This is a genomic window from Acinetobacter lwoffii, assembly GCF_022809915.1.
In the GTDB taxonomy this organism is placed as follows: domain Bacteria; phylum Pseudomonadota; class Gammaproteobacteria; order Pseudomonadales; family Moraxellaceae; genus Acinetobacter; species Acinetobacter lwoffii_M.
In genome coordinates this window covers 85,340-107,513 of the sequence record NZ_JALGQY010000009.1, presented here as the reverse complement: position 1 = coordinate 107,513, position 22,174 = coordinate 85,340, and the positions used below count along the sequence as shown (strand labels likewise).

Here is a 22,174-nt window from a genome sequence, read left to right as displayed (position 1 = left end):
TTGCGCGTAAATACAAGCATACGACTGATTCAACCCATCGTTTGCCTACAGCACCCAACTTGTTGGATCGCCAATTTACAGTTACTCAGCCTAATAAAGTCTGGACAACAGACATTACCTATATCCGCACTAAAGAAGGTTGGTTGTATTTATGTGTGATGCTAGATTTATTTAGCCGTCGTATCGTGGGGTGGCAAACCAGCCATCGAATAGACCGCCAGTTGGTGTGTGATACGTTTAACTATGCAATGGCTCGTCAGGGTTATCCAACTGGTGTTATGGTTCATTCGGACCAAGGCTCACAGTACTGTAGTCGTGATTTTAGAGCGCTGTTACTGAAAAATGATTGTACTCAGAGTATGTCTAGACGTGGAAACTGTTGGGATAATGCAGTGACTGAAAGCTTCTTTCATACATTAAAAGGTCATGTGGTACATGGCAGTGTGTTTTCGACTCGAAAAGAGGCGAATGCGGTCTTGTTTGATTATATTGAGATTTATTACAATCGGGTCAGAAGGCATTCTGCAAACGGCTGGTTAAGTCCAGAAGCCTTTGAACAGAAATATTTCAAGAATTTAGAGGGATCGATTGTCCACGATACTGTCTAGGATCAATTATATCCTCGACTACGTCTAAAAATGTTTTTACCATTTCCTCTTCAGGTCTAAAGCCTCTATGGTTAGAAGCATTTCCACTCTCAATAATCGTATTTAATATTTCATATTGTGTCTTACTAATATGTTTGTCCTCTAACATTTTTTTGAGCTTTCTTTCAAATCCTCCTATATCGCCTACTTTTTTTACTAAGTATCTATCTATTAGAGTTCGAATTCCTGAAAGAGCTAAAATAAATAATCCTTTTTCGTAGGCTGAAATGACTTCAAAGAAGAGCAACAGATCATCTTTAGGTAGATCGAAAGACCATTTTTTTTCATGCAATAATGATTTGTTGAATCTGGGAAAACTCGTACTTGATATCTAATAAGATTCGCATTTCCCTAAGTTCTCTAAATCAGATTTTATTGAAGCCCATTTTTGGCTAGTGTTCTCATCAATATCTTTTACATGAAATGAGTCTAAATGTAATGATGGCGCATTACATTTTTGACATTGGGTGAACTGGTAGGCATCAATGCTGTAAGTCCATAGTGAGGTTGCTTGATCAGTCGTTATATTTTTTGAAAAACCTTCGATAACTCTTGGATGGATTGTTAAATTCAATCTATTTTGTGGAGTATCGTGCTTACATTCCCAGCAATATTTCCAAATATACATATATTCAACTTCTTATTTTAGTGATGTGCAAAAGAGTAAATTATTTATAGGCGTATGAATAGTTCTGTGGATTGTATAAGCAAATAAAAAAACCCCGAAAGAATCGGGGTTTTTTATACTTAAATAAAATTAAGCATTTTCACGCGCAATCGCACGGTAACCAATGTCTTTACGATATTGAACGCCGTTGAACGTTACTTTTTGGCAAAGTTCTAAAGCTTTTGCTTGTGCTTCACCAATGGTATTACCCAGTGCAGTCACGCAAAGTACACGACCACCAGCAGTGACGATATCGCCATTTTCATTGGCTTTAGTACCTGCATGGAACACTTTCGCATCAGTCATTTCAGTGTCTAAGCCTGAAATCACATCACCATTGCTTGAAGTTTCTGGGTAGCCTTTTGATGCTAAAACGATACCAACAGTCTTGCGCTCATCCCATTCAGCTTCAGCAGGTAAGTTACCTGCAATACCAGCTTCAACGAGATCCACCAAAGATGATTTTAAACGCATCATGATCGGTTGAGTTTCAGGGTCACCAAAACGACAGTTAAACTCGATTACTTTTGGTTGACCTTTGTCGTCAATCATCAAGCCAGCGTATAAGAAACCAGTGTAAACGTGACCGTCTTTTTTCATACCTTCAACGGTAGGACGCATCACTTCATTCATGGTTTTTTCAAACACATCAGCAGTCACAACAGGTGCAGGAGAGTAAGCACCCATACCGCCGGTGTTCGGACCTTGGTCGCCTTCAAAAATACGCTTATGGTCTTGCGATGTTGCCATTGGCAAGATGTTGTCGCCATCAATCATACAAATGAAAGATGCTTCTTCACCCGCAAGGAATTCTTCGATCACAACGCGAGAACCTGCATCGCCAAACTTGTTACCTGCAAGCATGTCATCAATTGCTGCAAATGCTTCTTGATTGGTCATGGCAACGATTACGCCTTTACCTGCAGCAAGACCATCAGCCTTGATCACGATTGGCGCACCATTTTTCTCAACAAATGCTTTCGCAGCATCTACTTCAGTAAATACGTCATAGAAAGCCGTTGGAATGTTATGGCGTTTAAGGAAGTGTTTAGCGAATGCTTTAGAGCCTTCAAGCTGCGCAGCAAATTGAGTTGGACCCCAAATTTTAACGCCAGCTTCACGGCATGCATCTACAACACCATTTACAAGTGGTGCTTCAGGACCAACAACCACTAAATCAACCGCATTGCTTTTTGCAAAGTCGATAATCGCAGCATTGTCTAAAATATTTAAGGCAACATTTTCGCATTTATTTTCTGTTGCAGTACCTGCATTACCCGGTGCTACAAATACTTTTGCGACTTTATCATCTTGCGCGATTTTCCATGCAAGTGCATGTTCACGACCACCATTACCCAAAACTAAAATATTCATTAAAAAAAATCCTTCTGAAATAGAATCCCCCTAAATCCCCCTTTGATAAAAGGGGGACTCCCTTCGCTCTACTATGATATAGAAAACCCTCCTTTATTAAGGAGGGCTAGGGAGGATTTAAAATTAATTAGTGACGGAAGTGACGCATACCAGTGAACACCATTGCAATACCAGCTTCGTCAGCCGCAGCAATCGTTTCTTCATCACGCATAGAACCACCCGGTTGGATAATGCATTTGATACCCGCTTTCGCAGCGTTATCAATACCATCACGGAATGGGAAGAATGCGTCAGATGCCATTACCGCACCTTCAACTACTAAGCCAGCATGTTCAGCTTTGATTGCAGCAATACGAGCTGAGTTTACACGGCTCATTTGGCCAGCGCCGACACCAATGGTTTGACGGTTTTTAGCATACACAATCGCGTTAGATTTTACGTATTTCGCTACTTTCCAAGCGAAGATCATGTCATCGATTTCTTGTTCAGTCGGCGCACGTTTGGTGACTACTTTAAGATCATCTTTAGTGATCATGCCCAAGTCTTGATCTTGAACTAACAAACCACCGTTTACGCGTTTGTAGTCAAGTTGCGATTGACGCGCATCGATTGCTGGAAGTTCGCCACATACAAGTACGCGTACGTTTTTCTTCGCGCCTGTTACTTCAAGAACGCCTTCAGCAACGCTCGGTGCAATGATCACTTCAACGAATTGACGATCTACAATCGCTTGTGCAGTTGCAACGTCTAATTCACGGTTGAATGCAATGATGCCACCGAAAGCAGATTCAGGATCTGTTGCATACGCAAGATCATAAGCTGCTTGAATACCGTCTAAAGATACTGCAACGCCACATGGGTTAGCGTGTTTAACGATCACACAAGCAGGCTTCGCAAATGATTTCACACATTCAAGTGCTGCATCAGTATCTGCGATGTTGTTATAAGAGAGTTCTTTACCTTGAAGCTGTTTCGCTGTTGAAACAGAAGCTTCAGTCGCTGTGTCTTCTACATAGAATGCAGCAGCTTGATGCGGGTTCTCACCGTAACGAAGGTCTTGAACTTTGTTCAATTGAGTATTGAAAGTACGTGCAAATTTGTCTGCCTGACCTTCTTCTTTACCTACGCGAGCGCCTAAGTAAGATGCGATCATGCCGTCATATTGAGCAGTATGTTCAAATGCTTTTACTGCTAGGTCAAAACGAGTTGCATGAGATAAAGCACCCTCAGCTTTAAGCTCGGCAACGACAGTTGCATAGTCAGAAGCATTTACGATGATACCTACAGATGCATGGTTTTTTGCTGCAGCACGAACCATGGTAGGACCACCGATGTCGATGTTTTCGATAGCATCAGCAAGTGAACAGTTTGGTTTGGCTACCGTTGCAGCAAATGGATAAAGGTTTACAACGACTAAATCAATAGCATCAATGTTGTGTTCAGCCATCACAGCTTCGTCTAGACCACGACGAGCCAGGATACCCCCATGAATTTTTGGATGTAGTGTTTTTACACGGCCGTCCATCATCTCTGGAAAACCTGTATGCTCCGAAACTTCAACTACAGCCACATTATTGTCTTTCAACAATTTGTAGGTACCACCTGTAGATAAAATTTCTACCCCTAGAGCAGCAAGTTCTTGTGCAAATTCAACAATACCAGTCTTGTCAGACACAGAGATTAAAGCGCGTTTAATAGTCATGATCTTCGTCACAGTTTTCAAGGAACAGAATAAAACAAAATCAGCAATTTACAGGTTAAAAAAAATGCCTGCGGAAGCCGCAAGCATTTTATCATTTATTCACTCATTAAACCGTGAGCTTTTAACTTTTTACGTAAAGTACCACGGTTGAGTCCGAGAATCTCGGCAGCACGTGTTTGGTTACCACGTGTATATTCTAGAACTACAGATAGAAGAGGTTTCTCCATTTCTGCTAGCACCATGTCGTATACCTGAGATGGTTGCTCGCCCTGCAGTTGTGCAAAATAGTGGCGAACTGCGCGATCTACGTGGATACGTAAAGCAACATCAGATTGTGCAGTAAAAATAGGAGATTTGCTATTCATGCGAATTAATCCGAAAAACAAATATCACTTGGGTAAAGTGATATATAAAAGTGGTCTAGAAATTGAAATGAACTCCATTTTAGATCCTAAAACGGAAGTTCTAAAACTTAGTCATTACATTGAGCCTGTAGCTTGACACATCTCTGCGATTTGGTCGAAAAATAAGCGTAACAATAGTTAAAGTTTTGTTACTGACCAAAATCAAAACAAAAAAATCTGCACGATACGCAATAAATTTTATAGCGCATTAGGCAAGACTGTATTTGTTGTGAAAAAGTCGCGAGGAGTTGCAGCACATAGCTTTCGTGGCGCGTATCATACCATTGTCTAAGCAAAAGTGAGCAAGAAAACTGCATTTTTTTTAACTTTTTTTAATTTTTTAATGCTTTCTCAGCAGATTAGGGGCGAATTATTTCCAAAGTATAGCGATCAAAGCTTTTACGATCGACTGGAAGCTTAAATTTGAATTTAAACGGGCTGTTTTTTGGGATACGCTGAATATTGACCAGACTTTCAATCAGGTACTCTTCGGAGGACAGGTTATAAGTTGCAATCACTTCACCGCGATGTTTCAGATTGATTCTTAAAATCGGTAAGGCTAGGCTACGGTCATGAAAGTTGATCAGCTCACCGCTAAACTCAGCTTCATTATTACCGGTTGCCTTGATTTTGACTTTATTGGCCTGAATTAGTGTGTAGTATTTTTCCAGATTGGAACAATTAAACACTTCACAGGCACTGTTAAAGGCCAGACTCATGACGTGACTGTTTTTGATGTATTGCGGATTGAACCAAAAAAATTGAAACAGCAGCAGGCTAAACAGCGACAGATTGAGTAAACTCCAGCCTATATAGTACATTGGCCCGCGCTTAGCCTGCTTTTCTGCCTGATCTTCCCAGTTCATGCTCGGTAGGACTGAAATCGGTTCGGTACTGAAATAATTCAGATTATTTAAATAGGTTTCCAGATCAATATTGGAATGTTCAACTTTTTGGTCAAAAATCTGTAGCAGGCTATGACGATGCTGCTGATCCGTGTGATAAACACCTGAGTTATTTTGAGCATCAGTTTTGCTGAATTCGCTGGAGTTCGACTGAGCCTGAGACATTGAGACGGTGACCGAATTCCGGGTTTCGGTCACCAAATGCGATAAGGCATTAAATGAGGTGGTACATTTGGGACAGCAAACCATACCCTGCGCAACGGTGAGTTGAGCAACTGTGACCTTATAGGTGGTGGAACAGGTAGGGCAATGGGTTCTTTTGTCACTCATGGATTATTTATAGGCTCATTCGTTCTTATGGCGTTTACCCGAGATACGGCACCAGTGCTCATCTCGTTTTTCTACCTCTAATATATCAAAATAATTTGAGTAAATGCTAGTAACATCAGCAACTTGCTCTTCGATAACTCCAGCAAGTGCGAACTGTCCCTCAGATTTAATTAAAGTTGCGAACTCAGGAGCCAGCATCATCAGTGGTGCTGCCAGAATATTGGCAACAAATACGTCAGCTGTGGTATTACCGAGCTCATCTCTAAATTCTTCTGGCAATCCGACATAGAGTTTGTCCAGTACGCCATTCAGTTCAGCATTTTGCTGAGTCGCCAGTACAGCTTGTGGATCGATATCAGTGGCATATGCTTTTTTCGCACCTAATAAGAGTGCAGCTACCGCGAGAATGCCTGAACCACAGCCATAATCGATAACAATTTTATCTTTCACATCAATCTTGCCCAGCCATTGTAAGCACAGGAAAGTTGAAGCGTGGTTGCCTGTTCCGAAAGCCAGACCTGGATCAAGCTTGATATTTACCGCATCGGCATCAGGTGCTTCCATCCACTCCGGTACGATCCAGTATTTATCAGCAATCTGAATTGGCTCATAGGCATCCATCCAGGTGCGTTCCCAAGCCTGATCTTCAATCAGTTCATGACGGATCGGAGCATCTGGCATTTGTGCACGAATAAAGGTTTCTAGTGCGGCAACATCGATTTCTTCGCCTTCTTCCTGCGCATAAATACCGGTCACAATCACTTTATTCCAGAGTGGTGTTTCACCTGGAAGTGGTTCCAGCAAATCCTGGTTTTCAGCATCATCCAGAGTCACACTCACTGCGCCTAGCGAGCTGAGTAATGTCTCAGTAAAATCAACCTGAGCCTGTTCAACCGTAATATGAATTTGTAACCACTTCACAGAAATAACCTTTATACATTTTTCAAAAAGCTATTGTAACGGAAGTTCAGACTCAACGCTGCTATCTTCTTGATCCATTCCCAAAATAAAAAGGATGCCTGAGGCATCCTTTAAATATCTTCAGATGTTGTCTAATCCAGATTTGTTAGGGGTGTTTGCGCCGGGAGTGGTGCAAGCCGATTCAACAAGCTGCCAAAAATTGCAGCAAAAATATACATAAAAATAGAATAAACCGCAGCCGGCATTGCCACAGCAGCACTGCCAATCACGGTCAGGGCAATAGTCATGGCGAGGGTACTGTTATGAATGCCAATCTCAAATGCGCTGGCACGGGCTTGAGCGCTATTAATATTCAGTAGTCGCGGAATCAGATAACCAATACTCAGACTTAGTATGCAGAACAATGCAGTGGCCAGACCCACCTGGGTTAGATATTCACCGATATTTGTGCGTTCTTTAATAAGTGTGGCAAGAATAATCAGCACCAAAAAGCCAATGGAAAAAATCCGCAGCGGCCGATTCAATTTTGCTGTCACGCCTGGAGCATAGCGCCGAATCAACATGCCGATCCCAACCGGAATCAGGATGATCGCGAAGACTTGCAAAATCTTGCCGAATTGCAAACCGATTTGCTGGCTATCCTGCATAAAATGCATGATCGAAAAATTAATAATTAAAGGTAAGGTAATCGCTGCGATGACTGAATTGATTGCAGTCAAAGTGATATTGAGGGCTAAGTCACCTTTAAACAGGTAGCTAAACAGGTTGGCCGTTGCACCCCCGGGCGAAGCCGCCAAGAGCATTAACCCGACCGAGAGTAATGGTGATAAAGTGAATAGCTTGCAAAGCAAAAAGGCAATGCCAACCAGAATAACCAGTTGGCAGAACAATGCTATAAATACGGCTTTGGGGTGGCGAGTGACACGGCTAAAGTCCCGAGGCGTTAGTTCAAGACCAAGCCCCATCATGATGATTGCAAGTGCTAGTGGCAGTAATATCGTTATAAGGCCAGAATCCATCTGTATGCTCCTTGTCGAAAATTGTTTTAATACTTCTGATTTTCTTTGGAAAAGCATACAGCCTTATAGCAGAATCAGCCAAATAAATTACAAATCTGATAAACGACTTTTATTGCTATACACCACTTGTTGGCGGCTAATCAGCACACCGAAAATGGTGGCGAAACTGTACATGAAAATTGTATAAATGCCTGCAGGAATAGCCATCGTGACATTATTTAAGACCGATATCGCAATCGTCAGGGCAATGGCAGTGTTATGAATGCCGATTTCAAAAGTACAGGCGCGTGCCATTTTCTCAGGAATGCCCATGAGTAGGGGAATGCAATAGCCAATAAACAGGCTGGAAAAACATAAAATCGCAGTTGCTGCACCAATACTGGCAAAGTATTCGACCAAATTCGAACGTTCTCTAAAAATGGCAAATATCAACAATATGGCTAAAAAACCGATAGAGAGTAAGCGCATAGGCCTGCTGACTGTAATCGACAGGTTTGGAAATTTGGCCCGAAGCAGCATACCCATGATCACGGGAATCAAGGTAATTAAAAAGACCTGCATAATCTTTTCAACTGGAAAAGTCACGTTTGAGTCATGACTCATAAAGTAGTGTAAGGACAGATTGATAATAAAGGGCAGGGTAAAAATAGAGATGATGGTATTAATGGCGGTTAGAGTAATATTCAGTGCCACATCACCTTTATATATGTAGCTAAATAGGTTCGCGGTTGGGCCACCAGGTGAGGCGGCTAGCAACATCAGACCTACAGCAAGCAAAGCGGGCAAGTCCAAAATCAGACAAATAAAAAAAGCAACGCTGGGTAATAGGACTAACTGCGCAAATAAAGTAATAAAAATGACTTTAGGATAGCGACTTAAGCGCAGGAAATCTTTGATAGTGAGTTCTAGCCCCAGCCCCATCATCATAATTGCCAATGTAATTGGCAAAAAAACGCTAAAAAACCCCGAATCCATGAATTTGCCTTTTTATTATACATTTATAGGTATATTTCCAGTTTAGCCTAGATGAATAAATAAGCAATAAAAAACGGGCAAAATGCAGTCACTTTGCCCGTCAAAGCTTTCGCTTGAAATCTAAACTATTTAGATATATATCGGCTACATACCTGGCTGGCCTTGCATTGGTGAATCAGGCTGTGCTGGCTGGTTCATCTGATGCTGCATAGGCTGGTTTTGCATATGTGGCTGCATCGGTTGGCTTTGCATCTGAGATTGTCCCTGAGGGCGTGGTGGCATAAAGCCTAATGCACATTTACCTTTGACTTCGGCACCATTGATGGTGGCAGTAGTCGCACCACTGTTGCCGCTACAGGTACTCATGAGTTCGGCTTCATCGCCTTTGATTGAAGCATTTTTGGATGAAGCGAAAAACTGCGGCTCACAGGTACCATTCCAGATAATGCCGCGATAGGCAAAACTGACTTGTGCACCTTGGGATTTGCCTTTACAAACCTGTTGGTACTTTTGTGCATTATAAATGGTTTCGACCTTATCATTCGCTGATGCAGCAAATGGCGCAAAACATAAACCACATAGAACGGTTGAGAGGAAAATATTCTTATTCATCTTTTATACCTTTGTTTGTAATGTAACCAACATATAGATTAAAAAATGCGCGAGATTAAACAATGCAAATCGAGTAAATTTCTCAGCTTATATGTTTAATTTATATAGTTCCTCTGCAAAGTTAAATTACAGTGCTTTATTGTTATGCGAGTTAAGTGCGATTTATCTCAGGATAAATTCAACTGAATTTGTCTACTTTAGAGTGAAATTTGCTATAATGCTCAGCTATTCTTTTTTATCTCTCAATTACCACTATGCATTATCCTAAAGTATACGATGTCATTGTTATCGGTGGCGGTCACGCCGGTACGGAAGCGGCTCTGGCTGCAGCGCGTATGGGTCGACAGACTTTACTCTTAACTCATAACATTGAGACTTTAGGGCAGATGAGCTGTAACCCGGCCATCGGTGGTATTGGTAAATCGCATTTGGTGCGTGAAATTGATGCCTTGGGCGGTGCGATGGCACTGGCTGCCGATAAAGGCGGTATTCAATTCCGTATTTTGAACTCGCGTAAAGGTGCTGCAGTACGTGCAACACGTGCGCAGGCGGACCGTGTACGTTATAAAGCGGCTATTCGCGAAACATTAGAAAACCAAGCAAACCTTGATATTTTTCAGCAAGCCGCAGATGACCTGATTGTTGAAGGCGATACCGTTAAAGGTGTGGTTACCCAAATGGGTATCCGTTTTGATGCGAAAACTGTGGTGCTGACAGCAGGTACATTCTTAGGTGGAGTCATCCACGTTGGTCTGGAGAAATCTAGCGGTGGTCGTGCTGGTGATCCGCCATCTATTTCACTTGCACATCGTTTGCGTGAATTAAACTTGCCAGTAGGTCGTTTAAAAACAGGTACACCACCACGTATTGACGCGCGTTCAGTGGATTTCTCTGTGATGACACCACAGCCGGGTGATTTCCCATCTCCGACCATGTCATTCATGGGGGATGTGTCTATGCATCCTGAGCAGGTAAATTGCTATATCACGCATACCAATGAACGCACGCATGAAATCATTCGTGGCGGTTTAGACCGTTCACCAATGTACACTGGTGTGATCGAAGGTGTGGGTCCACGTTACTGCCCATCGATTGAAGATAAAATTCACCGTTTTGCCGATAAAGATTCTCACCAAGTCTTCTTGGAGCCTGAAGGCTTGGATACACATGAGCTTTATCCAAATGGTATTTCGACTTCTTTACCGTTCGACGTTCAGTTTGAACTGGTTCGCTCGATCCGTGGTATGGAAAATGCGCACATTCTTCGTCCGGGCTATGCCATTGAATACGATTACTTCAACCCACAAGCGTTGAAATTTACCCTTGAAACCAAAGCAATTAATAACTTGTATTTCGCCGGTCAAATCAACGGCACAACCGGTTATGAAGAAGCGGGTGCGCAGGGTTTGCTTGCAGGCTTGAACGCTGCACGCCGTGCTTGGGATCAGGAGCAATGGACGCCAAAACGTGATGAAGCATACCTGGGTGTTCTGGTCGATGACCTGATCACATTAGGTACCAAAGAACCATACCGTATGTTCACCTCACGTGCCGAATACCGTTTGATGCTGCGTGAAGATAACGCAGATCAGCGTTTAACAGCTATTGGTCGTGAAATGGGTCTGGTGGATGACGCGCGTTGGGCAGTGTACTGTGAGAAAATGGAAGCAGTGGAAAAAGAAACAGGCCGTTTGCAACACTTGTGGGCCGCACCAAATAACCCAATGGGTAAGAAGTTCGTTGAGATGACCGGTGCAGACCTGTCTAAAGAATGTTCGGCGATTGATTTGTTGAAACGTCCAAACATTTCATTTGCTCAAATTGCAGAGTTAACCAATTCTGAAGTATCACCATTTGTTGGTGAGCAAATTGAAATTGCAGTGAAATATGCGGGTTATATTAATCGTCAGCATGAAGACGTCGCACAAATGAAACGTCTTGAAGAAACCCGTATTCCTGCGGATTTCGATTATGACATCGTGTCAGGTCTGTCCCGTGAAATTACCCTGAAACTGAAAGATGTTCGTCCTGAAACATTGGCGCAAGCCAGTCGTATTCCAGGTGTAACCCCTGCAGCAGTTCAACTGGTGATGATTACAATTCGTAAGAATGCACAAGCAAAGAAATCTGCTTAAGATTTTGAGCTAAAAAAGCCCGCGTTAAGCGGGCTTTTTATCGGCTTGTAGTTTTGTATAAGTTTTGACTATCGTTGAATTAAAAATAAATACTATTAAATTAAGTCATTGATAAATATATATAATAAATATTATTAAGATTTAATATGTCTATAAATACAATCTTTTAGGTCTAATTTAGATGATATTTACACATGCTGATGTGCTTAAACCCGACTATTGTCGTGCTATTTCTCTATCAAGATTAGGTTAAGAATAATGCAACGGATCGTCACACTATCAAACGGTTTGTGAATTATTGATGGAGATCAGTCATGGCACAGCCATACAGCGGAAAAGCCCAAAAAATATTAACCATATTCTTATGTTTCTGGGTCGCATTTTTTGAAGGTTTTGACCTTCAAGCTCCCGGGATTGCAGCGAAAGGAATTGCAGCAAGCTTTGGTTTAGATCAAATCCAAATGGGCTATGTATTTAGTCTGGGTGTCTTTGGAATGCTGTTTGGCGCATTCTTTGGTGGACGTATCGCGGACTATTTGGGACAAAAGAAAGTCCTGATGCTCTCTGTGACTATTTTTGGTCTGTTCATGTCGCTGACTGCAATTGCGCCAAGCGTCGAAGTTTTATATGCAGCGCGTTTCTTTACTGGTCTGGGTTTAGGTGCGGCAATGCCGACCATGATTTCAGTCGTCGGTGATGAAGCAACCGAAGCAAATCGTGGCAAGCTAAATAGTCTGATGTATTGTGGTTTGCCGGTAGGGACGATCTTTGTTGCTGGTCTGGCTATGCTGCTTCCGGAGATTCAATGGCAAACCTTATTCCTGATTGGGGGATTAACGCCTTTAGCACTGATTCCATTGATGGCGTTTATTCTTAAAGATAAGCCTAAAGTGAATGCGGAGGTACAAGTCTCTGGCGAAGCTGTGCCGGGCATGGCTGAAGTTTTGTTCAAGCAGCGCCAGTATAAAAATACAGTACCTCTTTGGGTTGGTTTCTTTTTTACCTTGATGATTAATTATATTTTGATTAGCTGGTTGCCAAATTTACTTATGGAACAAGGTTTGCAGAAACAACAGGCATTTTTGGTGATGTTGGTGTTCCAGGTGGGCGCTGTCATTGGAACCCTAAGCCTGGGTTATTTACTGGACCGTTTAAAGCTCTGGCAAATGGCGACTATCATTTATAGTGGCTTGTTTGTTGCCTTGGTATTGCTATTCACCACAACTTCTATTCCGTTATTAATTTTGGCGGGAGTCATGGGGGGTATTTTCTCTACAGGTGGCCAATCTATTCTGTATGGGATCTCACCAATTTTTTATTCAGGCGCAGGTAAAGTCACCGGTGTGGGTAGTGCGATCTCTCTAGGACGTTTAGGGGCGATGACTGGACCATTATTAACTGGAAAAATTCTGGCATTAGGTTTGGGAACGACGGGCATTCTTGTGGCAAGTTTGCCAGCAGTGGTCGTATCGGCAGTAGCTGTCACCGCACTATCACGTTATAAGGCTGCTCATAAGTAATTGATCATTGATATATGTCAATACAAAAAGGGAATCTGAAGATTCCTTTTTTTATCGTCGAGGTTTTTAATTGAATAAAGTCAGTCCATAAAATTTGCTAAAATATACGGATAGTAAACAGATTGATTTTTATATGGCTTATCAACTTATTCCACTCTCGATTCAGGCCACTGATAATATTGCCTGTCCACATTGTCAGCACAACGTGATTGATTGGGCAGAAGAGCAGTATGTGCAACCTTGTGAACATACCCTGTTTATTGCCATGGATATTGGCTTTGAATATATGACGGATGAATTCGAGCACAGCATGCCGCGTTCTGTAGATGATCTGCATGCCAATGATGATCAGGTGAATATGCTGGATGAAATCACCCAAGCGACTTATTCAAATTATCTGATATATAAGTCTGATCTGGGCATAGATGGGTATTTCCGCTATGTGGGTTTTACTGCATAAATCATCATCAATAAAAAAGCGCCAATCGGCGCTTTTTTATATGGAAAGATTAACTTTCTATTTCTTCTTCGATTTCATCATCCGTAGTATCCATGCCCAATTCTTTAAGCTTGCGCGTTAAAGTGTTGCGACCCCAACCTAAAAGTTCTGCGGCATGACGTTTACGGCCACGGGTTTGTTGCAAGGCTGCATTGATCAAGGTGCGTTCAAACATTGGCGTCGCAACATCCAGAAGTTTCATTTCACCATTTTTGAGTTTCTGCATCGCCCATTGACCCAGCAATTCATCCCAGTGATGCGGTGCGATCTGGTTCAGCGTTGGAATTGGCGCACCCGGATCCTGCTGATGAATTGGAATTTGTTTCAGCTCAGGTGGCAAGTCTTCAGGATAGACTTCACGACCTGTGATCATGACAGTCAGCCAGCGACAGGTATTTTCAAGTTGACGCACATTACCTTGCCATGGCAATTTCTGCATATATTCTTGGGTTTCAGGACGTAATATCTTTGGATTGACCCCAAGTTCTTTACCGGCACGTGCCAGAAAATGCTGCGCCAGCATCGGAATATCTTCACTGCGATGTGCCAGTTTTGGAATATGAATACGAATTACATTCAGGCGGTGATATAAGTCTTCACGGAAACGACCATCATGGACCAGTTTTTCCAAATCCTGATGTGTTGCAGCCACGATACGCACATCGACCTTAACCGGAATATGACCGCCAACTCGGTAGAACTCTCCATCGGCTAGGACACGCAATAAACGGGTCTGGGTCTCAAATGGCATATCGCCAATTTCATCTAAAAACAGCGTACCGCCATTTGCCTGTTCAAAACGACCTTGGCGCTGGGTATTAGCACCGGTAAATGCACCTTTCTCATGGCCGAAAAGTTCAGTTTCGATCAGGTCTTTTGGAATCGCCGCCATATTGAGGGCAATAAAAGGTTTTGAGCTGCGTGGTGAATGACGATGCAGGGCATGCGCTACCAGTTCTTTACCTGTACCAGACTCACCATTAATCAACACGGTAATATGCGATTGTGATAAACGGCCAATGGCACGAAACACTTCCTGCATGGCAGGCGATTCACCAATAATTTCGGTAGATTGAATTGGTGGAGCCGCTTTTGCTGATTCTTGTTGCTGTAGCTTGGTGATATGTAAAATTGCACGATTTACCAGCGCCAGTGCTTCATCAATATCAAAAGGCTTAGGCAGATATTCAAAAGCACCAGTTTGATAGCTAGAAACAGCCGATTCTAAGTCTGAATGCGCCGTCATAATAATGACAGGTAGGTCAGGATAACTGTGTTTAACCTTGCCCAGGAAGGTAAGTCCATCAATACCCGGCATGCGGATATCGGTCAAAATCACATCGGGTGCTTCCAGACTCAGTTGGTCTAGTGCAGATTGTGCTTCTTCAAAACTGGTCACATCCAGACCTTCCTCTTTAAAGGTCTTTTCCAGTACCCAGCGCATGGCGCGATCGTCATCAATCACCCATATTTTATTTCGCGACATGATTCGACTCCCAAGGTAAATATAAGCTAAAGACGGTTTTTCCAGCCACGGACTGACACTCGATCATGCCGTTGTGCTGATGAATAATATTTTGAGCAATACTGAGGCCCAGTCCGGTACCTTTTGCGCGACTGGTGACCAGCGGATAAAACACCGATTCGATAATCTCTTCCGGCACACCTGGACCGTTGTCTTCAATATCAATCCTTACTACAGAGCGGTGAATCACCCCGTTAATGGTAAAGAGACGCTGAATCCGGGTTCTTAAAATCAGTTCCGGTTGATGTTCGACAAAGAACTCCTTGTTCTCGGTCATGGCCTGTACGGCATTGGCGCAAATATTCAAAATGACCTGAATCAATTGGTCGCGGTCTGCCAGAACTTCCGGTAAGGACAGGTCGTAATCCCGGGTAATCTTGATTTTCTTTTTGGTCTGATTGGCAATCAGTGAACGCACCCGTTCCAGAGGTTCATGCACATTGACCAGTTCATAGCTCGGAAGCTGGCGTGAACCGAGCATGGTATCGGCCAGATTTCTGAGTCGATCCACTTCGCTAATAATAATGTCGGTAAATTCTTTGTATTGTGGATCATTCAAACTGCGTGCCAGGAGTTGAGTCGCCCCGCGAATGCCACCCAAGGGATTCTTGATTTCATGCGCAACACCGCGAATCAGTTGACGCGCTACTTGATGCTGTTGCAGCAGATTTTCTTCACGCGAGATTTTTAACATACGATCGCGAGGATTGAGTTCGATGAGTAGCAACGGATGATAAGGTTTGCCCAGATTTAGCTGAGAAACAGTGTAGTCAACATGAATGTCTTTAAAGTTGACCAAGATAGTGGCTTCGCGGCGTGTATAAGGTTGTCCCGTACTTAATGTATTATTCAGGGCTTCTTCGGTATTAAACTCATCTGTCGGGTTTTGCAAAATATTGAGCACAGATGTGCCGCTCGCGCGGAATAAGCTCACATCAAATAAGGCTTCACAGGCAGAATTCAGATAATAAATATTAAGATCGCGGTCTATCAATAAGATACACGTGGTCATATTGTCCACTAAAGCACGATAGTCGATCGGAATAATTTGATCCATTCGCGGGTTTGTTCCTGTATTAAAATGGCGCAATGGCATCTTCATAAAGCAATTTAATCAATTTTAAGTTCTGATTTGATGCAAGATGCACGCCAACTTTTATGACTAGAGATTATTTATTGCGATGAAATGCAGAAATGTGACAGAGCAACACAATTCATCTTAGATATAGCGGATTAAATTGAGGCTGTAAATCTAAAATGATTCATTTTGGTGCATTGGTAAGTATGTTGAATATTTTATGGCAATATTTTAGTGCATGATGCAAAGAGTCAGGTTTTCAACTATTTTTATGATGCGAAAAGACATACAATACGCGCATTCTAGTAGAGCGAAAATTCATGAAGTCCCCCAAAGTCGGTTTTGTATCTTTAGGTTGTCCTAAGGCATTGGTAGATTCTGAACGTATTTTAACCCAGTTAAAGACTGAAGGTTATGACGTCGCTTCGGATTATGACGGTGCTGATTTAGTTGTAGTAAATACCTGTGGTTTCATTGAATCCGCAGTGCAAGAATCGCTAGATGCGATTGGTGAGGCGATGAGCGCGAATGGTCGCGTGATCGTAACAGGTTGTCTAGGTAAAGACGAAGACAAGATTCGCCAAATGCATCCCAATGTCCTGAAAGTGACAGGTGCAGCGGCATATAAAGAAGTTATGGATGCGGTTCATCAATACGTGCCTGAGCCGCCAAAACACAATCCATTTATTGATCTGGTTCCAGAACAAGGCATCCGCCTGACGCCAAAACATTATGCTTATCTGAAAATATCCGAAGGCTGCAACCATCGTTGTACTTTCTGTATTATTCCAAGCATGCGTGGCGATCTGGTCTCACGTCCAGTTGGTTCTGTGCTTGAAGAAGCTGCAGCGCTGAAACGTGCCGGTGTAAAAGAAGTACTCGTCATCTCCCAGGATACTTCTGCTTATGGCCTGGACACGAAATACAAGCTGGATTTCTGGAATGGCCAGCCGGTTAAAACCAAATTCTATGACATGTGTGAAGCATTGGGTCAGTTGGGAATCTGGGTGCGTTTGCACTATGTTTACCCGTATCCGCATGTGGATGCTGTGATTGACCTGATGGCACAAGGTAAAATCCTGCCTTATCTGGATATTCCATTCCAGCACGCGAGTCCAAAAATTCTCAAACTGATGAAACGCCCTGCGCACAGTGAAAATACACTGGAGCGTTTGAAAATCTGGCGCGAGAAATGTCCTGATCTGGTGTTGCGTTCAACATTTGTGGTGGGCTTCCCGGGTGAAACTGAAGAAGACTTCCAGATGTTACTGGACTGGCTGAAAGAAGCCCAGCTGGATCGTGTGGGATGTTTTACCTATTCGCCAGTTGAAGGTGCGACAGCAAATGATTTGCCAGATCACGTTCCTGAAGAAATTAAACAAGAGCGTTATGAGCGTTTCATGCAGGTTCAGCAAGAAATCTCGGCAGCCAAACTCCAAAAACGTATCGGTCAGACCATGACTGTGCTGGTAGATGACCTGGAAGATGAATTCCCGGTAGCGGTTGCGCGTTCTTATGCAGATGCACCTGAAATTGATGGTAATGTTTTTGTTGAAGATATCGATAAAAGCGTCATCAAGGCGGGGGATTTACTTGAAGTCGAAATTACTGATGCAGATGAATACGATCTGTATGCAAAACTCATTTCAGTCAAGTCTGCTTAAGATTTTGAATTAAAAAAATTTAAATTGAATACTTTGGAGTTTGATGATGTTGGATTCTAAAAAGCCACGCTTTGGTCGCATCCTGTTAAAGCTTTCTGGTGAAGCGCTGGCAGGCAATAAAGACATGGGGATCGATGCACAAGTGCTCGATCAGATGTCACTTTCTATTGCGCACCTCGTGGGTTTAGGCGTACAAGTAGGTATTGTTGTGGGTGGTGGTAACCTGTATCGCGGTAGCCAGCTACAAAAAGATGGTCTAGTTGGTCGTGTAACTGGCGACCAGATGGGTATGCTAGCAACAGTCATGAACGGTTTGGCACTTCGCGACGCTTTGGTGCGCCGTAATATTAAAACCCGTTTAATGTCTGCATTGCCAATTGGTGCCGTGGTTGAGTCTTACTCAAGCCGTGATGCAATCCGTCACCTGACTCAGGGTGAAGTGTGTGTATTCGTGGCAGGTACAGGTAATCCGTTCTTTACGACAGATACAGCTGCCTGTTTACGTGGTATTGAAATCGAATCAGACTTGATCTTGAAAGCGACCAAAGTTGATGGCGTATATAATAAAGATCCAAGCAAATATGATGATGCGGTTAAATATGACACATTGACTTTTGACCAAGTTCTGGACGAAAAGCTGGGTGTGATGGACTTAACTGCAATCTGTTTATGTCGTGATCACAATGTGCCGCTACAAGTATTCGATATGAATAAATCTGGCGCATTGCTTTCCGTTGTGATGGGTGAAAAAGAAGGGACTCACGTTACCAATTAATGACGTGAGCACCAAAGCACTTTATACTACACGCTAATTTAGTAATAACCTCTTTTCAAGAATTAAGTAAGGAAGATCATATGATTAACGATCTTAAAAAAGACAGCGAAGACCGTATGAACAAAACTCTAGAATCTCTAGAGCATGGTTTTGCAAAAGTTCGTACCGGTCGTGCGCATCCATCAATTTTAAATAACGTGATGGTTTCTTACTATGGTTCAGACGTTCCATTGAACCAGGTGGCAAACGTAGGTGTTGAAGATTCACGTACTTTGTTAATCCAGCCTTTCGAACGTTCAATGGTTTCTGCAATTGATAAAGCGATTCGTGAATCTGATTTGGGTCTAAACCCAATTACAGCAGATGCGATTCGTGTACCGATGGCTGCGTTGACTGAAGAAACGCGTCGTGACATGCAAAAAGTTGCGCGTAATGAAGCAGAAAATGCCAAAGTAGCGATCCGTAACATTCGTCGTGATGTATTGGGCGATATCAAAGCTTTGTTGAAAGAAAAAGAAATTTCTGAAGATGAAGAGCGTCGTGCTGCTGACGAAATCCAGAAAATTACCGACAAATTTGTTGCTGAAGTTGACAAGCGCTTGGCTGCGAAAGAAGCTGAATTGATGAAGGTCTAATTCATCGATGACCGTTGCTGAAGAAAATCCCCGTCTTCCGAAACATGTTGCCATCATCATGGATGGCAACAATCGTTTTGCCAAAAAAAATCAGATGCAAAAAGGTGATGGACACCGTGAAGGAAAAACGGTTCTGGATCCGATTGTTGAACACTGTAAAAAAAGAAATATCCAGGCTTTAACTGTATTTGCCTTTTCAAGTGAAAACTGGAATCGTCCACAGTTTGAAGTTGAATTGCTCATGAAATTGCTGGTTGATACCATTCATGAACAATTGCCCCGCATGGAAAAATTCAATATTGCCTTACGCTTTATCGGTGATCGCAGCCGTTTGTCCCCAGAATTACAGGGACTTATGTTGCATGCCGAAGAAAGGACTGCTAATTTCAATAGTATGACACTCACTATTGCAATCAGTTATGGTGGTATGTGGGATATGGCACAAGCTGCACAGCGAATTGCCAGCGATGTTTTAACAAATAAATTAGATCTTGATGCAATTAATACTGATGTATTTGGTCAATATGTCAGCCTCGGTGATTTACCTGCAGTTGATCTGCTGATTCGTACGGGTGGAGATTTCCGTCTTTCGAATTTCCTGTTGTGGCAGGCAGCCTATGCAGAGCTTTATTTCACTGAGACGCTATGGCCAGAATTTACCGTTGAAGAACTTGATGATGCACTTGCCGTATTTGGTGGGCGTGAACGTCGTTTTGGTAAAACATCAGAACAGATTCATCAGGAAAAACTTGAGAATTAATACATGTTTGAGCGGATTATAACCGCATTGGTGTTGGTAGCAGTTGTACTGAGCTGTATGTTTGCTACCGAATCACATTATCCAATGTTTGTATTGATGGTTCTTGCTGCTGGGGTGGCCGGCTATGAGTGGTTCAAACTCATGCCGCGAAAATTTAAACATGTCATCAAACCTGTTGCTTGGGGATATGGAGTGCTCACTGCGGCACTTTCAGCTTTGGCATTGTATTTTGCCGAAGTTGCCTTATTGTTATGGGTAGCTTCTATAATTACCTGGTTGCTCAGCATTTACTGGGTTAAAACCTATCCTGAATATGATGGCTGGTACAACGCCAGCCTGCACGGAATCGGCGTAGTTCTGATCTCTGCTGCGGTTACTGCAATTTTCTCTGTCTGGCAAAGTTCACCGTGGTGGCTGATGTACCTGTTTTTACTGGTATGGGGCGCAGATAGTGGTGCATATTTTGTGGGTCGTAAATTCGGCAAGAAAAAGTTGGCACCGAATGTTAGTCCCAACAAATCGGTAGAAGGGTTGTATGGCGGTATCGTTACCTCAATGCTGATTGTAACGGCAGTCGCCTTGCTTTATCTGGATATGACCTGGCCAGAACTAATTTTATTCCTGATTTTATCTGTCGTTACAGTATTTAGTTCGGTACTGGGTGACCTGTTTGAATCCATGATCAAACGTCGTGCCGGTATTAAGGATTCAGGTCGAATTTTGCCAGGACATGGCGGAGTACTGGATCGTATTGATTCTTTGCTTGCTGCAGCTCCAATCTTTGCAGCAGGTATGGCTGTTTTAAAACTTATTGGTGTAGATTTATAAATGTCACAAGCAGTTTGTATACTGGGTGCTACAGGTTCCATTGGTCAAAGTACTTTAAAAATCTTGCAGCGACATCCTGAAGCATACTCGGTTTTTGCTGTGACCGCGCAAAGTCGTATCGAGGAGCTGGTTGAAATTTGCCGGCAATACTGTCCTAAAGTGGTGGTGGTGCCGGCTGAAAAAGTAGATGAACTTTCAAAACTACTTCAGCAACACCATTTATCTGATATTGAAATTCTGCAAGATGAAGCCGGTTTAATCGCTGTGGCTGAACACGCGGATGTTGATATCGTTATGGCGGCAATTGTCGGTGCTGCAGGCTTGTTGCCGACATTGGCTGCAGTGAAAGCGGGTAAACGCGTACTGCTGGCCAATAAAGAAGCCTTGGTGATGTCAGGTGACATCATGATGCAGGCAGCGCGCGATCATGGTGCCTTATTGCTTCCCGTTGACTCCGAACATAACGCGATTTTCCAATGTCTGCCACCGCATTATTTTGAGGCAGAGCGTCATGGCAAGCCCAAACTGGGTGTATCCCAGATTCTGCTGACCGCGTCGGGTGGGCCGTTTCTGAACCACAGCATACAGCAACTTGAAGAGGTCACACCTGCCCAAGCTTGCAAGCATCCTAACTGGTCCATGGGTCAAAAAATTTCAGTCGATTCTGCTACCTTGATGAATAAAGGCTTAGAATTGATCGAAGCCTGTCATTTGTTTGCAGTTCAAGAACAATTTGTTACAGTTGTTGTGCATCCACAGAGTATTATTCACTCCATGGTTCAATACGTTGATGGTTCGACTTTGGCACAAATGGGTAATCCGGATATGGGCACGCCTATTGCACATGCTTTGGCATGGCCTGAGCGTATTAGTACGCATGTGGCGCCACTGGATCTGTTTATGCATTCACAACTTAATTTTCAAGAACCGGATATGCTCCGTTTCCCTGCATTAAAATTGGCCCGTCAGGCCATGCAGAGTGGCGGAATTGCACCGACAATTTTAAATGCGGCCAATGAAATTGCAGTTGCTGCATTTTTAAATCAACAGATCAGATTTACCCAAATTCCTCAGGTAGTTGAGCACGTCCTAAATCAGATGGACAATCAACCCGCACATGATCTGGAGGCTATCTTGCAAGCAGATCAAATGGCACGAGGTTTATCACAGCAATACGTTGTGAATAAAGGAAGTTAAGA

At 42.9% G+C, this 22,174-nt stretch carries 21 protein-coding genes; 10 read left to right on the top strand and 11 right to left on the bottom strand.

Annotation, left to right across the window (positions count from 1 at the left end; translation table 11 throughout):
- Positions 1 to 608, top strand: a 608-nt coding sequence (locus MTX11_RS06825; RefSeq protein WP_243474704.1) for an IS3 family transposase, incomplete at its 5' end; no start/stop codon positions are given.
- Here MTX11_RS06825 and MTX11_RS06820 read toward each other — a convergent pair.
- The 9 genes from MTX11_RS06820 to MTX11_RS06780 form a co-directional block, all read right to left on the bottom strand.
- Entirely contained in the window at positions 568 to 939 is a 372-nt protein-coding gene (locus MTX11_RS06820; protein WP_243474703.1) for a DUF4145 domain-containing protein, read from the bottom strand. The genes MTX11_RS06825 and MTX11_RS06820 overlap by 41 nt on opposite strands.
- A 465-nt stretch (positions 940 to 1,404) precedes the next feature.
- Positions 1,405 to 2,688, bottom strand: a complete 1,284-nt coding sequence (purD, locus tag MTX11_RS06815) for a phosphoribosylamine--glycine ligase (protein WP_243474702.1) — start codon at positions 2,686 to 2,688, stop codon at positions 1,405 to 1,407.
- 127 nt (positions 2,689 to 2,815) lie between these two features.
- Positions 2,816 to 4,390: a bifunctional phosphoribosylaminoimidazolecarboxamide formyltransferase/IMP cyclohydrolase gene (gene purH / locus MTX11_RS06810; protein ID WP_004646700.1), complete on the bottom strand. Its 1,575-nt coding sequence runs from the start codon at positions 4,388 to 4,390 to the stop codon at positions 2,816 to 2,818.
- A 95-nt stretch (positions 4,391 to 4,485) separates the two neighbouring features.
- On the bottom strand, positions 4,486 to 4,755 hold the full coding sequence (gene fis / locus MTX11_RS06805; RefSeq protein WP_001086304.1) for a DNA-binding transcriptional regulator Fis: 270 nt from the start codon (positions 4,753 to 4,755) through the stop codon (positions 4,486 to 4,488).
- Positions 4,756 to 5,153: 398 nt separating this feature from the next.
- Complete coding sequence (locus MTX11_RS06800; RefSeq protein ID WP_243474701.1) at positions 5,154 to 6,029, bottom strand: DUF3426 domain-containing protein; 876 nt, start codon at positions 6,027 to 6,029, stop codon at positions 5,154 to 5,156.
- A gap of 15 nt (positions 6,030 to 6,044) precedes the next feature.
- The gene (gene prmA, locus MTX11_RS06795; RefSeq protein WP_243474700.1) at positions 6,045 to 6,950 is read right to left on the bottom strand and encodes a 50S ribosomal protein L11 methyltransferase; all 906 of its coding nucleotides are present in this window, start codon (positions 6,948 to 6,950) and stop codon (positions 6,045 to 6,047) included.
- A gap of 131 nt (positions 6,951 to 7,081) precedes the next feature.
- Positions 7,082 to 7,969 carry a bile acid:sodium symporter family protein gene (locus MTX11_RS06790; protein ID WP_243474699.1) on the bottom strand — a complete coding sequence of 296 codons (888 nt, stop codon included), beginning with the start codon at positions 7,967 to 7,969 and terminating at the stop codon, positions 7,082 to 7,084.
- A gap of 87 nt (positions 7,970 to 8,056) precedes the next feature.
- A complete protein-coding gene (locus MTX11_RS06785) occupies positions 8,057 to 8,944 on the bottom strand; it encodes a bile acid:sodium symporter family protein (protein ID WP_243474698.1) in 888 nt (295 codons plus the stop codon).
- Between the two features lie 144 nt (positions 8,945 to 9,088).
- Positions 9,089 to 9,556, bottom strand: coding sequence for a hypothetical protein (locus tag MTX11_RS06780; protein WP_004279893.1), 468 nt, complete (start codon positions 9,554 to 9,556; stop codon positions 9,089 to 9,091).
- 254 nt (positions 9,557 to 9,810) lie between these two features.
- On the opposite strand from MTX11_RS06780, the gene mnmG reads away from it, so the two are divergent.
- From mnmG to MTX11_RS06765, 3 genes are all read left to right on the top strand, one after another.
- A complete protein-coding gene (mnmG, locus tag MTX11_RS06775) occupies positions 9,811 to 11,691 on the top strand; it encodes a tRNA uridine-5-carboxymethylaminomethyl(34) synthesis enzyme MnmG (protein ID WP_243474697.1) in 1,881 nt (626 codons plus the stop codon).
- A gap of 314 nt (positions 11,692 to 12,005) precedes the next feature.
- On the top strand, positions 12,006 to 13,211 hold the full coding sequence (gene mhpT / locus MTX11_RS06770; RefSeq protein ID WP_243474696.1) for a 3-(3-hydroxy-phenyl)propionate transporter MhpT: 1,206 nt from the start codon (positions 12,006 to 12,008) through the stop codon (positions 13,209 to 13,211).
- Between the two features lie 133 nt (positions 13,212 to 13,344).
- Positions 13,345 to 13,671 (top strand): hypothetical protein, encoded by a 327-nt coding sequence (locus MTX11_RS06765; RefSeq protein ID WP_004279890.1) that lies wholly within the window; start codon positions 13,345 to 13,347, stop codon positions 13,669 to 13,671.
- A 49-nt stretch (positions 13,672 to 13,720) separates the two neighbouring features.
- On the opposite strand, the gene glnG is transcribed toward MTX11_RS06765, so the two are convergent.
- Both glnG and glnL read right to left on the bottom strand, forming a co-directional pair.
- Positions 13,721 to 15,196 (bottom strand): nitrogen regulation protein NR(I), encoded by a 1,476-nt coding sequence (glnG, locus tag MTX11_RS06760; RefSeq protein WP_004279889.1) that lies wholly within the window; start codon positions 15,194 to 15,196, stop codon positions 13,721 to 13,723.
- Positions 15,183 to 16,292, bottom strand: coding sequence for a nitrogen regulation protein NR(II) (gene glnL, locus MTX11_RS06755; protein ID WP_005266616.1), 1,110 nt, complete (start codon positions 16,290 to 16,292; stop codon positions 15,183 to 15,185). Before glnL ends, glnG begins: the two co-directional genes overlap by 14 nt.
- 341 nt (positions 16,293 to 16,633) lie before the next feature.
- Here glnL and rimO point away from each other — a divergent pair, with 341 nt between their 5' ends.
- The 6 genes from rimO (at position 16,634) to ispC (ending at position 22,172) form a co-directional block, all read left to right on the top strand.
- Positions 16,634 to 17,977, top strand: a complete 1,344-nt coding sequence (rimO, locus tag MTX11_RS06750) for a 30S ribosomal protein S12 methylthiotransferase RimO (protein WP_180087269.1) — start codon at positions 16,634 to 16,636, stop codon at positions 17,975 to 17,977.
- A 46-nt stretch (positions 17,978 to 18,023) separates the two neighbouring features.
- Positions 18,024 to 18,752 carry a UMP kinase gene (pyrH, locus tag MTX11_RS06745; RefSeq protein WP_004279886.1) on the top strand — a complete coding sequence of 243 codons (729 nt, stop codon included), beginning with the start codon at positions 18,024 to 18,026 and terminating at the stop codon, positions 18,750 to 18,752.
- Between the two features lie 80 nt (positions 18,753 to 18,832).
- Complete coding sequence (frr, locus tag MTX11_RS06740; RefSeq protein WP_004279885.1) at positions 18,833 to 19,387, top strand: ribosome recycling factor; 555 nt, start codon at positions 18,833 to 18,835, stop codon at positions 19,385 to 19,387.
- 7 nt (positions 19,388 to 19,394) lie between these two features.
- The gene (uppS, locus tag MTX11_RS06735; RefSeq protein WP_004646714.1) at positions 19,395 to 20,147 is read left to right on the top strand and encodes a polyprenyl diphosphate synthase; all 753 of its coding nucleotides are present in this window, start codon (positions 19,395 to 19,397) and stop codon (positions 20,145 to 20,147) included.
- A 3-nt stretch (positions 20,148 to 20,150) separates the two neighbouring features.
- Positions 20,151 to 20,975, top strand: a complete 825-nt coding sequence (locus MTX11_RS06730) for a phosphatidate cytidylyltransferase (RefSeq protein WP_004279883.1) — start codon at positions 20,151 to 20,153, stop codon at positions 20,973 to 20,975.
- Positions 20,976 to 22,172 (top strand): 1-deoxy-D-xylulose-5-phosphate reductoisomerase, encoded by a 1,197-nt coding sequence (gene ispC / locus MTX11_RS06725; RefSeq protein WP_005266614.1) that lies wholly within the window; start codon positions 20,976 to 20,978, stop codon positions 22,170 to 22,172. It begins immediately after the preceding gene.
- Positions 22,173 to 22,174: the final 2 nt, after the last annotated feature.

Bases quoted from the DNA above. Each gene is read 5' to 3' on its own strand.
- mhpT (WP_243474696.1), top strand. From the start codon at position 12,006: ATGGCACAGCCATACAGCGGAAAAGCCCAAAAAATATTAACCATATTC.
- MTX11_RS06780 (WP_004279893.1), bottom strand. From the start codon at position 9,556: ATGAATAAGAATATTTTCCTCTCAACCGTTCTATGTGGTTTATGTTTT.
- ispC (WP_005266614.1), top strand. From the start codon at position 20,976: ATGTCACAAGCAGTTTGTATACTGGGTGCTACAGGTTCCATTGGTCAA.
- frr (WP_004279885.1), top strand. From the start codon at position 18,833: ATGATTAACGATCTTAAAAAAGACAGCGAAGACCGTATGAACAAAACT.
- mnmG (WP_243474697.1), top strand. From the start codon at position 9,811: ATGCATTATCCTAAAGTATACGATGTCATTGTTATCGGTGGCGGTCAC.
- rimO (WP_180087269.1), top strand. From the start codon at position 16,634: ATGAAGTCCCCCAAAGTCGGTTTTGTATCTTTAGGTTGTCCTAAGGCA.
- MTX11_RS06730 (WP_004279883.1), top strand. From the start codon at position 20,151: ATGTTTGAGCGGATTATAACCGCATTGGTGTTGGTAGCAGTTGTACTG.
- glnL (WP_005266616.1), bottom strand. From the start codon at position 16,292: ATGGATCAAATTATTCCGATCGACTATCGTGCTTTAGTGGACAATATG.
- pyrH (WP_004279886.1), top strand. From the start codon at position 18,024: ATGTTGGATTCTAAAAAGCCACGCTTTGGTCGCATCCTGTTAAAGCTT.
- MTX11_RS06800 (WP_243474701.1), bottom strand. From the start codon at position 6,029: ATGAGTGACAAAAGAACCCATTGCCCTACCTGTTCCACCACCTATAAG.
- fis (WP_001086304.1), bottom strand. From the start codon at position 4,755: ATGAATAGCAAATCTCCTATTTTTACTGCACAATCTGATGTTGCTTTA.
- MTX11_RS06765 (WP_004279890.1), top strand. From the start codon at position 13,345: ATGGCTTATCAACTTATTCCACTCTCGATTCAGGCCACTGATAATATT.
- MTX11_RS06790 (WP_243474699.1), bottom strand. From the start codon at position 7,969: ATGGATTCTGGCCTTATAACGATATTACTGCCACTAGCACTTGCAATC.
- glnG (WP_004279889.1), bottom strand. From the start codon at position 15,196: ATGTCGCGAAATAAAATATGGGTGATTGATGACGATCGCGCCATGCGC.
- uppS (WP_004646714.1), top strand. From the start codon at position 19,395: ATGACCGTTGCTGAAGAAAATCCCCGTCTTCCGAAACATGTTGCCATC.
- MTX11_RS06785 (WP_243474698.1), bottom strand. From the start codon at position 8,944: ATGGATTCGGGGTTTTTTAGCGTTTTTTTGCCAATTACATTGGCAATT.
- purH (WP_004646700.1), bottom strand. From the start codon at position 4,390: ATGACTATTAAACGCGCTTTAATCTCTGTGTCTGACAAGACTGGTATT.
- purD (WP_243474702.1), bottom strand. From the start codon at position 2,688: ATGAATATTTTAGTTTTGGGTAATGGTGGTCGTGAACATGCACTTGCA.